10 protein-coding genes are annotated in these 12,517 nt (G+C 72.9%); 3 read left to right on the forward strand and 7 right to left on the reverse strand.

Annotation, left to right across the window (positions count from 1 at the left end):
• Nucleotides 1-135 precede the first annotated feature (135 nt).
• Nucleotides 136-801 (forward strand): TetR family transcriptional regulator, encoded by a 666-nt coding sequence (locus tag G6O69_RS32590; protein ID WP_172307371.1) that lies wholly within the window; start codon nucleotides 136-138, stop codon nucleotides 799-801.
• A gap of 3 nt (nucleotides 802-804) precedes the next feature.
• Here G6O69_RS32590 and G6O69_RS32595 read toward each other — a convergent pair whose 3' ends face one another.
• The 3 genes from G6O69_RS32595 to G6O69_RS32605 form a co-directional block, all read right to left on the reverse strand.
• On the reverse strand, nucleotides 805-3,126 hold the full coding sequence (locus G6O69_RS32595) for a TonB-dependent receptor (RefSeq protein WP_217909956.1): 2,322 nt from the start codon (nucleotides 3,124-3,126) through the stop codon (nucleotides 805-807).
• 381 nt (nucleotides 3,127-3,507) lie between these two features.
• Nucleotides 3,508-4,248 (reverse strand): hypothetical protein, encoded by a 741-nt coding sequence (locus tag G6O69_RS32600; RefSeq protein ID WP_172307373.1) that lies wholly within the window; start codon nucleotides 4,246-4,248, stop codon nucleotides 3,508-3,510.
• 5 nt (nucleotides 4,249-4,253) lie between these two features.
• Nucleotides 4,254-5,099: a hypothetical protein gene (locus tag G6O69_RS32605; protein WP_172307374.1), complete on the reverse strand. Its 846-nt coding sequence runs from the start codon at nucleotides 5,097-5,099 to the stop codon at nucleotides 4,254-4,256.
• A 216-nt stretch (nucleotides 5,100-5,315) separates the two neighbouring features.
• Here G6O69_RS32605 and G6O69_RS32610 point away from each other — a divergent pair, with 216 nt between their 5' ends.
• On the forward strand, nucleotides 5,316-7,610 hold the full coding sequence (locus G6O69_RS32610; RefSeq protein ID WP_172307375.1) for a molybdopterin-dependent oxidoreductase: 2,295 nt from the start codon (nucleotides 5,316-5,318) through the stop codon (nucleotides 7,608-7,610).
• 70 nt (nucleotides 7,611-7,680) lie between these two features.
• Entirely contained in the window at nucleotides 7,681-8,664 is a 984-nt protein-coding gene (locus G6O69_RS32615) for a hypothetical protein (protein WP_172307376.1), read from the forward strand.
• A 129-nt stretch (nucleotides 8,665-8,793) separates the two neighbouring features.
• Here the strand turns inward: G6O69_RS32615 and G6O69_RS32620 are convergent, their stop codons facing one another.
• Genes G6O69_RS32620 through G6O69_RS32635 form a run of 4 tightly spaced genes read right to left on the reverse strand, consistent with a single transcriptional unit; the run spans nucleotide 8,794 to nucleotide 12,498 of the window.
• Nucleotides 8,794-9,588 (reverse strand): ABC transporter ATP-binding protein, encoded by a 795-nt coding sequence (locus G6O69_RS32620; RefSeq protein ID WP_172307377.1) that lies wholly within the window; start codon nucleotides 9,586-9,588, stop codon nucleotides 8,794-8,796.
• Nucleotides 9,589-9,592: 4 nt separating this feature from the next.
• Nucleotides 9,593-10,408 carry an ABC transporter permease gene (locus G6O69_RS32625; protein WP_172307378.1) on the reverse strand — a complete coding sequence of 272 codons (816 nt, stop codon included), beginning with the start codon at nucleotides 10,406-10,408 and terminating at the stop codon, nucleotides 9,593-9,595.
• Between the two features lie 25 nt (nucleotides 10,409-10,433).
• Entirely contained in the window at nucleotides 10,434-11,342 is a 909-nt protein-coding gene (modA, locus tag G6O69_RS32630) for a molybdate ABC transporter substrate-binding protein (protein ID WP_172307379.1), read from the reverse strand.
• Between the two features lie 7 nt (nucleotides 11,343-11,349).
• Nucleotides 11,350-12,498 (reverse strand): substrate-binding domain-containing protein, encoded by a 1,149-nt coding sequence (locus G6O69_RS32635; RefSeq protein WP_176397223.1) that lies wholly within the window; start codon nucleotides 12,496-12,498, stop codon nucleotides 11,350-11,352.
• Nucleotides 12,499-12,517 lie beyond the last annotated feature (19 nt).

The raw sequence follows: 12,517 nt of genomic DNA on the forward strand, positions 1-12,517 counted from the left end.
TCTCGCGGCGTCGCGGGGCAGAGCAGGAATCCCAGCTATCGGCTCTTCGTGACCCAAAACGCGGATATCACGCCCTTTTCCTCTCCCCTTGAACCATGACCTCAGGTCACCTAGAAAATGACTTCGAGTCATCAAATGCTCAGCTCCGACCGCCCTCGACGCGCCCGCCGGGCCGAAGACAAGCAGCGCCGCCGCGACCAGCTGCTCGACGCCGCCGCCGAGCGCTTCGCCGAGCAGCCCTTCACCGCCCTCAAGATCAGCGACATCGCCAAGGCCGCGGGCGTCGCCAAGGGCACGGTGTTCATCTACTTCCCGACCAAAGAGGCGCTCTTCCTCGAGCTCCTCGAGCGCCAGCTCCTCGACTGGCTCGAGCTCTTCGATGAGGCCCTCGAGGGCGGCCGCGGCCCCTGGTCCTCGGCCCGCGTCGCCCGCCTGGTCGCCGACACCCTCGACCCACGAACGACGCTCACGCGCCTGCTCAGCCTGCTCTCGGGGGTCCTCGAGCAAAACGTCGAGGTCGAGCAGATCGCCGAGTTCAAGCGCCGCCTGCTCGCCCGCGTGGCGGTCACCGGAGCGCTGCTCGAGCGCCGCCTGCCCTTCCTGGTGCCGGGCCAGGGCGCCCGGCTGATGCTCCAGATCAACGCCCTGGTGGTCGGCGTCCACCACACCGCCAAGCCCGGCGCGCGCGCGCGCGAGGCCCTGAGCCTGCCCGATCTCGAGTCCCTGCGCGTGGACTTCAGCACCGAGCTGCGGACCATGCTCGGCGCGCTCCTGGTCGGCCTCGAGCACGCCGGGGCCTGAGCCTCAAAACACGAAGGTCAGCGTCGCTCGGGCGTTGAGCGGCGGCCCCGGGACGTAGTGGAGGGTCGGCAGCTGGCTCGCCGCCTCGCCGGGCTGGAAATTGCTGGCGAAGTAGTACTCGCCCTCGCGCAGGCGCATGCCCAGGAGGTTCTCCACGGCCAGATCCACGCGCACCCGGTCGAGGTGCCAGCCCAAGGTCGCGTCGACGCGGACCATGCCCGAGCCGGTGGCGCCGTAGGGCAGCGGGCGCGGGGCCCAGCCAAAGACCATCAGCCCCGCCCGCGCGCCCAGTCGGTGGGCGAGCCAGGCCCGCGCGCTACCGACCAGCGTCGGCGCGAGCGGGATCGGGTTGCCCGAGGCGATGAAGCGGCCGTCGACCCAGGTCAGCGAGGCCGCCACGCCCAGCCAGGGCAGCGGGCGCGCGTCGAGATCGAGCTCGACGCCCAGGCGCCGCGTGGCCGCGAGCTCGAGGTTGCGGCGCGAGACGTGGTCGTAGATCGACTCGCCCTTCAGGTAGGTGGCGAAGCCGAGCACGCTCACGCTCAGCGCCGGCAGCGGACGCCAGCGCAGGCCGAGCTCGCCGCTGTCCGAGGCGCTCGTCGAGGGCCCCTCGTCGTCCACGCGATCGCTGGACACGCCGAGGGTGTCGACCTCCTCGGTGATGAAGGCCCGCGCCTCGGGCGGGCGAAAGCCCCGTCCGTAGGCCGCGAAGGCCTCGAGCCGGCGCAGCGGGGACCAGCGCAAGCTCAGCCGCGGGCTCGCGGCCGCGCGCACGCCCCCGCCGCGGACCGCACCGGACTCGACCACCTCGCCCTCCTCGTCCTCCTCGCTCGTCCCCAGCTGGTCGAGGGCGTCGAAGGCGAACACGTCGACCCGGGCCCCGGCGTTGATCTCGAGCGCGTCGACGGCCCACCAGCGCACGCCCACGTAGGACCAGGCGTCGACCTGGGTCGCCCGGAGGTCGCGGGTGGTCTCGAAGGGCCTGCGCTGGAGATCGACCCGCTCCTCGCTCTGCGCGAAGCTGTCGCCGCGCACGCCCAGCCCCGCGCGCAGCTCGAGGCGCGGGCCGAGGTGCACGTGGGCGTCGGCGCGCGCCCCAAAGGGCAGGTCCTCATGGCGCTGAACCCTGCGATCTCCGTAGACCGGCTCCTCGAGGAAGCCGGTGAAATTCTCCATCAGCTCGAGGCGGCGATAGCCCCCCCAGGCGAGCGCACGCAGCTGCCAGCGCGCGCGCGATCGCTTCCACTCGACGGAGGCCTGACCGCGCTGGGCGTCGCCCTCGCCGTTGTCCTGGGCGCCCCAAAAGCCGATCCGCCCGGCCTCGTACTCGGCCAGCGAGGTCGTCCCTGGCAGCCCGAAGGCCGCGGCCTGACCGATCAGCGTGGCCGTGACCCGATCCCCGGCGCGGGTGTAGAGCGGCTGGCGGACCATGACCACGGCGCGTCGGCTGTCGCGGCTCTCGCCGTAGCCGGGGTCGGTCATCACCTCGGCGGCCACGAAGCGCCCGTCGTCCTCCTCGCCCGGCTCGAGCTTGGGCGCGTAGGTCACCAGCGCGCGCAGGCGGCCGGTGCTGCCGAAGCCCAGGCTCGCCCGCAGCCCGCGGTCTTCCTCGGCCACGCCCAGCTCCATGCGCGCGGAGCCGGCGAGGGCGAAGGGGCCCTGGTCGAGGACGAAGGGCCCGGGCAGCACCTCGACGCTGCGGATCAGCTCCGGGATGAACATGCCGAGGTCGAGGTAGCCCTGGGCGTGGACGTTGGACCACTCGTTGATCGGCACGCCGTCGACCTCGACCTCGAAGTCGATGCCGTGGACCGCGTCGAAGCCCCGCATGAAGAACTGCTGGCCCTTGCCCTCGGCGCCGTGCTGGACGAGCACCAGGCCGGGGGCCAGGCGCAGGCTGTCCTCGGCCGTGCGCACCGGGATGGCGGCGATCTCTTCGGCGGTGATCGTCGTCGCCCCGGCGGTCTCCATGGGCGCCTCCACGACGATCTCCCGCGTGACATAGTCAGGGCTCAGCTCGACGACGTCGCCCGCTCCCTCGTCCCCCGCTTCCTCGTCCCCCGCTTCCTCGTCCCCCGCTCCCTCGCTCTCCCCTTCACCGCCCTCGCTCTCCCCTTCACCGCCCTCGCCCTCCCCCTCCCCCGTGGGGTGCGCCCGCTTCGCCTCGTCCTCACCGGGGTGCGCCCACGCCATCTCCGGGCACGCCCAACCCAGCGCGAGCACGACGAGCGCCCGGCCCCGCCGACACCACACGGCTGCCGACGACCCAGGGAGCCCTGGTGTGCGCTCCACCAGAGGACTCGAAGAGCCCCAGACTTGGAGCACCGGCCGCTGACTTCGTTGCTCGTCAGTCATTTGTGCCCGACAAACTCGCGCCTCGTCAGCAACCGGCGGTCCGGCGCCTGAGACCCTTCGAGTCCTCTGGAGCGCACACTAGGAGCCCGTGGTGGAACCCAGCGCGGCTCCTGGCGCCGGAATTTTCGTCGAGGGCGCGAAGCCAAAACGCCGCTGTACCGGGCGTACTGCAAGTTTTGGCGACAAAGCCCTCGGCGAAAGTCCCAAGCGAGGTGTCGTGTTGGGTTTCACCACGGGCTCCTAGTTTTCGCGACACCTGCGGCATGTCTCGAGCGATGCTCGGCGAAGATTAGCGCACCGGGGGCGCGCGTGCGTACGCGCGCCCCCGGTGCGCGTCTGCGATCGAGGGGCTCAGTCCGAGTGGCAGTGCCCCTCGCCGTCGACGTGACCCATGGTCTGGGCCTGCGCGGCGAGGAAGCTCCACATGTCGTCGATGTCGAGGTTCCCCGGGTCGTAGGGCCCGATGTCCGTGGCCGCGAGCTCTTCTTGGGTGACCTCGCCGTCCGCGTCGAGGTCGGCGGCGGCGACGGCGTCGAAGCCCAGCCCCGGCTCCTCGGAGACCAAGCTGTCGTAGAAGAGGTGATCGGCGTGGATCGTGATCTGGAGCTCCCCGGTCCCGTCTCGCGGGACCTCGGTGACCGTCTCACAGTCCGAGTAGTGCGTCGCGGGCTCGAAGCGCCAGGCGAAGCTCTTGACCTCGCCGTCCTTGCTGGCCGTGCCCTCGATCGACACCTGGGCGAGGGTGAAGGACGCGTCCTCGTAGTCCTCCGCCGGGACGCTCGCGCGCCCGACCAGCTGACCGCGGCCATCGCTCGCCTCGCTGATGTCGAGGACCCCCGGATCGTCCAGCGAGACCCCGGCGATCGACACCTCGGTCAGCTCGACCTCGAAGCGCGAGAACGCGATCGCCCAGCCGTCGTCCATCTCGGACGCGGGGATGCCATCTTCGATGAAGGACTCGCCCCAGGCGCGGACCTCGACCTCCCCCTCCCCCGCCGCGCAGCCGGGCGAAGCGACCAGGGCGGCCAGGGCGAAGAGCGAGCGAACGCGGCGACCCGCGCGAGATTGTTCTTTGTTGTCGATGTTCGTCATGATGGTCACAGCGCGGCCCCCTCGAAGAGGTCGTGGCTCTGAAATTCGCGTCGGATCTGGTAGTAGGCCTCCGACAGGGCCTCGTCGACGGCCGCCTCGGCGGCGTCGGGATCGACCAGCACCAGCACCCCGTCCTCGGCCCCGTCGAGGGCGTCGAGGGCCGCGAAGTCGATGCCATCGAAGAGGTGATCGTCCTCGATCGGATCGCGATCGAGCAGGCGCAAGGCGATCCCCTCCGGCGAGCTCTCGTCGACGTCGGCGTCGAAGGGCGCCCCGACGATCTGGCGATCCTCGGGCGAGTCGATGACCACCGTGAACGCGACGCTCGCCTCCGGGTCGTCGTCGAGGCTCGCCACCCCGCGCAAGATCGCGCTGTGTCCGAGGAGCTCGTCGTCCGCGTCGACCTCGTCGCTGCTCGCCGAGCCCAAGGTGAAGTTGATCGCCGTGTAGTTGCCGACGAGCAGCGTGGCCAGGCCGAGCTCGAGGCCAGAGTCGCCGACGAAGTCGACCGCCCAGGTCCCCGGGAGCTCGCCGATCACCTCGCCACCCTGCTCGTGGCCCGGGTGCGCCCAGGCCGTCGACCACAGCGCGCCCTCGAGCCGGCCGAGCAGCCACGCGCCGGCCGAAGGCGCCCGCTCTTCGGAGACCTCGCCCGCGGTCGTGAACTCGATGTCGGCGATCACCACCCGCGCCTCCTCGAGTTCGACGCGCCAGCCGAGGTCGCTGGTCGGCGCCTCGAGGCCCGAGCCGTCGACGGACACCGGCAGCTCGACGCGGGGCGCCTCGCTCGACTGGCAGCCCAGGCCGGCCGTCGCCATGAACGCCGAGACCGCCGTGGCCACCGCGAGCATGGCCCTGACTCGCCTCGTTTCTCCGCTGAGCGCTCCCATGACGAGAGTCTCACCGAGCCCGCAGTTGGCAGTCAAACGCGGTCTCGACGCTGTGCCCGCCCAGTGATCTCGACTACCGATCCCAGCCAGTGAACCCAGTTGGCGATCCATGCGAACGAGCCGGCTCACCAGCTTGATCGCCGCGCCCTGGCTGGGCACGATGCCCCCCGGCTCCACATGCCGATCGAAGACGACGACCAACCAGGCGCGGCCCTCCCTGCCACACTCCCCAGCGCCCAAAACCCGCTGGTGACGGCGCCCATGACCGTCGAGCGCCCGCCCGATGCAGCCGCGGGCTTCCCCGGGCTGGCCGTCGCGGCCAACGACGCGCTGCGCAAGCTGGGGCCCGTTCGCGGCCTTCGACTCTTTCATCAGGCGAACCAGGCGACGGGCTTCGACTGCCCCGGCTGCGCGTGGCCGACCCCCGATCACCCGCGTCGCCTGGAGCTATGTGAGAGCGGCGCGCGAGCCGTCGCCGACGAGGGCGGGCAGCGCCGCGCGACCGCGAATTTCTTTGCGACCTACACCCTGCGCGAGCTCGGTCAGCGCAGCGATCAATGGCTCGCGGGTCAGGGCCGGCTGACCGAGCCGATGATCCACCTGCCCGGCACCCCCGGCTACGTCCCGATCTCCTGGGAGGACGCCATCGCCCGCGTCGCCGAGGCCCTGCGCGGCCTCGAGCGCCCGAGCCAGGCGGCCTTCTACGCCTCGGGGCGCTCGAGCAACGAGGCCGCGTTCTTGCTCGGCCTGCTCGCCCGCCGCCTGGGCACCAACAACTTGGCCCACTGCGCCAACCTCTGCCACGACGCCAGCCGCATCGCCCTGCGCGAGCAGCTCGGCGTCGAGCGGGCGACCGTCGGCCTCGCCGACTTCGAGCGCTGCGAGGCCGTACTCTGCTTCGGCCACAACCCCGGCAGCAACCACCCGCGCATGCTCGACTCGCTGCGCATGGCCAAGGCCCGCGGGGCCAAGCTGATCGCCATCAACCCGCTGCTCGAGACCGGCCTGCGCCGGGTCAAGGATCTGCGCCGACGCAGCGACTGGTTCGGGCCCGGCGAGGCGCTTTGTGATCTCTACCTGCAGATCCGCCCGGGCACCGACGCCTTCGTGATCGCGGCGCTGATCAAGGGGACGATCGAGGCGGGGGCCGTCGCGCGCGAGTTCGTCGACGCGCACACCACCGGCTACGAGGCGCTCGCGACCAAGATCGAGGACCTGTCGTGGGCTCAGCTGTCCGCGGGCTGCGGCTGCCCCGAAGAAGACCTGCGCGCGGCCGCGGCCGTGTTCGCCGGCTCGCGGGCGACCATCGCCAGCTGGGGCACCGGCCTGACCCAGCACGAGCACGGCGTGGACACGCTGCGCGCCCTGCTCGGCGCCCTGCTCCTGCGCGGCAGCGTCGGCCGCCCGGGCGCGGGCGCCCTGCCGCTCATGGGCCACAGCAACGTCGTCGGCAGCACCCGCGTGGGCGTCGACCATCGGCCCAGCGCGACCCTGCTCGACGCCCTCGAGGCGGGCCTCGGCTTCGCGCCGCCGCGCGAGCCCGGCCACGACGTCGGCGGCGCCCTCGCGGCCATGCTCGCCGGAGAGGTCCGCGTGCTCTTCGGCCTCGGCGGCAACCTGCTCTCGGCGGCCCCCGACACCGAGCGCGCCGCCGAGGCCCTGCGCCGCTGCGCGCTCACGGTCCACGTCTCGACCAAGCTCAACCGCGGCCACCTGATCACCGGCGAGACCGCGCTGATCTTGCCTTGCCTCTCGCGCAGCGAGCTCGAGCGCCAGCAGGGCGGCCCCGCCTTGCTGAGCTTCGAGGGCCTCGACGGCCGCACCAAGCTCGGCCGCGGCCACGCGACCCCGGCCAGCCCGCAGCTGCGCGGGGAGCCGCGGATCCTCGCCGAGCTCGGGGCCGCCTGCTTCCCCGACGACCCCCACGTCGACTGGCCGGCCCTGGCCAGCGACTACGGCCAGATTCGCACGCTCATCGAGCGCTGCGTCGGCGACCCTGCCCCGCTCCCCGAGACCCTCCCGCTCGCCCCCGCTCGCCTCCAGCTCGCGCTCCCCGAGGCCCCCACCCTCGACGACGATCAGCTGCTGCTGACCACCTTGCGCAGCCACGACCAGCACAACAGCGTCATCTATGCCCCCGGGGATCGCCTGCGCGGCATCGAGGGCTACCGCCGGCTGATCATGATCAACCTCGGCGACCTCGAGCAGCTCGGGCTCGAGCCCTACGACCAGGTCGATCTGATCAGCGAGCACGACGGCCGCCGCCGCGTCGCCGAGCGCTGGGTCGCCGTCCCCCACCACGTGCCCCCGGGCTGCTGCGCGGCCTACTTCCCCGAGGCCAACGTGCTCGTCCCCCTCGAGCGCCGCGATCCCCACTCGGGCACGCCCGCGAGCAAGTCCGTGGTCATTCGCGTGCGCAAGTCGGCGCCCCTGCCCGAGCGCAAGATGCCGCGACGCCGACGCATCGACTGATGACGCGCCCGCGCGCCGACTTCGAGCGGCGCGCTTGGTTTGGCTGGCGACGGCCGCTACCCTCGCCGTCGTGCGCCGCCTCGCCCTACTCCTGAGCTTCGCCCTGCTCCCCCTGTCCGCCTGCAAGGCGCCCCCCAAGGAGTCGGCGGACACGGACCAGGCCCAGGCCGAGCAGGGCGGCCCGGCAGCAGCCGAGGCCGGCGATCCCGGCGTTCCCGGCGAACCCGGCACTCCCGGCGAGGCCACCCCTGCGGCCTGCTCGACCGCCGCGCTCCAGCCCGAGCTCGAGCGCATGTGCGACTACGACCTCGGGATCCCCCCCATCGCCCTGCCCGTGGTCGAGTGGACCGCCCCGAGCTACCACCCCACGCAGACCAGCGTGATCACGCTGACCACCGCCGGCATGCACGATCCCCAGAGCGGGGCCGCGATCTCGATCCAAGACTGGCTGGCCAACCCGCCGCGGCGCATCCCCGAGCCCGGGGTCATGGCGATCGCGATCGCCAACGACGTGCCCGTGACCGCCGTCGCCGAGCTGTGGCGCGGGCTCTCGGCCGCCGGGCGCATGGAGATCCGCGCCCTCGTCCAGGTCACCGACCCCGAGCCCCCGCCGGCGCCGCGCAAGCCCGAGATGCTCTCGACCATGAAGGCCAAGCTGCCCACCGACGCCAACGAGCGCGCGGTGTTCGTGGCCCAGGGCGTGCGCGGCTACGCCAACGCCTGCCCGGCCCTCGCCGAGGCCTTCTCCCAGCTCTCGACCGTCGCCCCCGAGCAGCGCTGCACGGCCCTGGCCGAGCGCGCCGCCGCGGCCGTCGTCAGCTGCGGCTGCGAGAAGGGCGACGAGATCATGACCCTGCTCTACGGGCTGACCGTGGGCTTCGAGCCGCCCAAGGGCCGCGTCGCCGCGGTGCCCGTGGCCCTCGATCCCAACCGCGGCTACACGCCGCCCGAAGGCCAGACCTGGGGCGAGCTCGCCCGCGAGACCTTCACCGACACGCAGCTGCACCGACTGTGGATCGACGCCGTGGCCGCGCCCATGCCCGCCGGCGGCTGAGGCAACCAGCCCGCCGGCGTCGTTGTGCTGCATCCGCGCGCAGCTGCTCGCGCTCGATCAGACGTCCTTGGCCAAGACCGCATCCATGCACGCGAGCATCGCCGCCGGCTCGCTCCCAGCTGACCCGGATCAGGTTTTTGCGGCCTTCCTCGAGCCCGAGTCCAAGCCACAAAACTCCGCCACGAAGTCCGTCGCCGGCTCCGCCCGCAGCTCGTCGAGCTGCCCCACTTGCACGACCCGCCCATGGTCGAGGGCACAAATCCGCGCGTCGAGGGCCTCGACGTCGCGCAGATCGTGGGTCACGAGCAGCGAGGGCCGCCCACAGCTAGCGAGGTGCTCGGCGAGCACGCGCCGGACCGCCCGGCGGGTGATCGCGTCGAGGGCCGCGAGCGGCTCGTCGAGGAGCAACATGGCTGGCTCGATGACCAGCGCGCGAGCGAGGGCGACGCGCTGCTGCTCGCCACCAGAGAGGGCGCTCACCGGGCGCTCGGCCAGGGCGCCGCAACCCAGGATCTCGAGCATGCTCAGCGCGCGAGCCCGCGCCTGCTCGCGCCTGCGTCGCTTGCCTCGCCACCAGCTCTCCCGCTTCATCGATTGGACCGTCGATGCGCGCGTCGACAGCCCAAAGGCCACGTTGTCGAGGGCGCTCTGGTGCGAGAACAGGCCGTAGCCCTGGGGCACGTAGCCCAGGCGGCGGCGCTCCATGGGCAGACAGAGGCCGCGCGCGCTGCTCACGAGGGTCTCGCCGGCGACGACGATCTCCGCGCGCTCGACCGGCACCGCGCCCACGAGCGCGCGCAAGATCGTGGTCTTGCCGCTGCCGTTGGGGCCGATCAGCGCGAGCACCCCGGGCCCGCCCGCGAGGTTGACCGCGAGGCTGAAGTCCCCGCGGCGCACGCTCAGCTCCGCCTGCCACCCACTCACCGACTCACCGCCCTTGCCCCCTCGCTAGCGCGCGCAGCCGCGGCCCCGCGCGCATGGCCGCCAGCAGCACCGCGCCCATGGCCGCCAGCACCAGCGAGAACACCACCGCGAGCGCCACGTCCGTCTCGAGGGCCCGGAAGATCGCCAGCGGCATGGTCTGGGTCTTGCCCTGCATGTTGCCGGCGAAGAGCAAGGTCGCCCCGAACTCGCCCACGGCCCGCGCCCACGCCAGCGAGGCCCCGGCGACCAGCCCCGGCGCGACCACGGGCAGCGCGACCCGCCACAGCGCCTCGGCCGGCGAGGCCCCGAGGCTGCGCGCGACGATCAGCGTGTCGGGCTCGACCTTGCGAAAGGCGTTGGCCGCCGCCTGCACGTAAAAGGGCGAGGCGACCACGAGCTGCGCCAAGATCACGGCAGCCCGCGAGAAGGGCAGGCTCAGCCCGAGCGAGGCGAGGGCCGGACCGAGCAGCCCCTGGCGGCCAAAGCTCGCCAGCAGGCCGACGCCGACCACCGCCGGCGGGATCACGATCGGGAGATCGACGAGCACCGCGACGACCTGGGACAGGCGCGAGCGCGAGCTCGCCAGCCACCAGGCCAGCGGCGTGCCCATGAGCAGCGTGAGCGCCAAGCTGACCAGCGTGGTCTGGAGGCTCAGCCACAGCGCCGGGGCGAAGAGCGGGTGAGCCAGCCCCGCCGCCAGCGCGTCGATCGAGCTCGACCAGCCCAGCGCGACCAGGGGCAGCACCAAGCAGACGAGCAGCAGGCCGGCCAGGCTCGCCCCGACCAGGCGCATCGGGCCGGGGATCCGCAGCGGGCTCATCCCCTCCCCTCGCTCCCCGCCCGCCTCACGGCCTCGCCTCGCGCTCCCCGCCCACGCCCGCGTCCTCTTCGATGGTGAACCCGCGGGCCTCGAGCAACGCTCGCCCGCGGGTCGAGCGGACATAGGCGACAAAGGCCCGCGCCTGCGTGGCCTGGGGCGAGCCCGCGACCACACCGATCTCATAGCCCGCGCGGACGCCGAGCTCCCCGGGGATCGCGATCGTGCGCACGGTGTCCGAGGCGGCCGCGTCGGTGCGATAGACCACCGCCGCGTCCGCCTCCCCGAGCTCGACCTTGGCCCGGACCAGGCGGACGTTGCTCTCCTCCGAGACCACGTGGCTGCGGATCTTCGCCACGAAGTCCTCCCCCAGCGCGGCCTCGGCCCGGTCGAGCAGCGTCCGGGTATAAGCCCCCACCGGCACCTCCGGCGCGCCGATCACCACCCGCTCGGCGTCGTCGAGCGCATCGAAGGTGGTGATCGCCTGGGTCCCCGGCGCGGCCTCGATCGGCACGATGACCACGAGCTCGTTGCTCGCGAAGGTCGCCGCCCCCTCGACCAGGCCTGCGTCGACCAGCGCCTGCATGTGCGTCGCGTTGGCCGAGGCGAACACCTCGGCCGTCGCCCCCTGCTCGATCTGCAGGCGCAGGGCCTGGCTGCCGGCGAAGCTCAGCTGCACGTCGACCTCGGGGTTGGCGGCCTCGAAGCCCTCGGCGAGATCCTCGAAGGCCTCGGTGAGCGAGGACGCGGCGAACACCCGCAGCTCGACTGCTGGACGCGCGCGTGCGTCATCCTTGGCCTTGCAGCCAGCGCCCGCGAAGAGGCCCGCGCTCGCGCCGAGCACGGCCACCAGCGCGGCGACGCGAGGCCCACCGCCGCGCTCTCGGCTGTGAGCAGGGCGAGCGCGCGCGAGGTTCTGCGTGGATGAAGACGACATGGTGCTCCTATGGCTGCCCCCGACTGGGCGCGATGGTCGAGGCGTGACCAGCGAGGGAGAGGTCGTAGCCGGGCAGCCCCGCCACCTCGGCGCGAAACGAAGGTCGGTCGATCAGGTCGATCAAACGCGCGACCTCGGGCGTGCTCAGGCGATGCTCGGGGATCGCCAGATCGAAGCGCTCCTCGGCCAGAGGGATGAAGTCGAGGCCCTCGGCGAGGGCGACGGCCTCGATCGCCACGCCGAGATCGGCGACGCCCCAGCGCACGAGGCGAGCGACCTCGGCGTGATCCGCAGCCAGCGGAGCGCCGACCTCCGCGCCCTCGCCCGGCGCCTCGCCAGCGGCCGCGCGCGCCCGCTCGAGCAGGCGCTGGGCCCCAGAGCCCGGCCCGCGCCGCGTGCAGCGAAGCCCGGGCCGTAGCAAGTCTTCGGGCCCGGTGATGCCCAGCGGGTTGCCCCGCGGGATCACCAGGCCCTGGCGCCAGCGCGCGAGGTTGACGAGCACCGCCCGCTGCTCGCCCACGGCCGCCCGCGCGGCCCGAGCCTGCGCCTCGGGATCGCTGGCCTCGCCCAGGTGCAGCCCCGCGACGTGGACCGCTCCGCGCCGGAGCAGCTCGAGGGCGCGGCCGCTGTCAGCGGGGATCCAGCTCGCCCGCCCGTCTCGGTAGCGCTGGCCCAGGCGCGCCGCGAGCACGCCCAAGAGCGGGGCGCAGCCTGCCACGAGCACGTTGGCCGCGACCAATGTCGGATCCCCGAGGATCTCCACCGCCGCGCTGCGCTCCTGTCCGTCCCCCACCCCTGCGTCCCCCGTGTCCAGCAGCAGCCCGTCCGCGGCCCCAGAGCCGTGGGCGAGCGCGTGCGCGACCAGCCTGCCATCCACCCGGCCGAGCACCACCCGGCCCGCGCTCGCGCCGGCCGAGGGCCTCACCAGGAGAGCGTGGACGACCGGGCCCCCCGCCAGACGAAAGAGCTCGTCGACCGTGCAGCGCAGCGCCCGAGCCAGCTTCAGCGCCAGCGTCGTCGAGGGCGTCTGGCGCCCGGCCTCGATCGCGCTCAGGGCCTGCCGCGACACCCCCACCCGCGCCGCCAGATCGGCCTGAGACAGGCCTGCGCCTGAGCGCTTTTGACGCACGGCTGAGGTGGTTTCGGCCCGTTCCAAGGCCAAACGAGTAAGGCCT

It is taken from the genome of Pseudenhygromyxa sp. WMMC2535 (assembly GCF_011083025.2).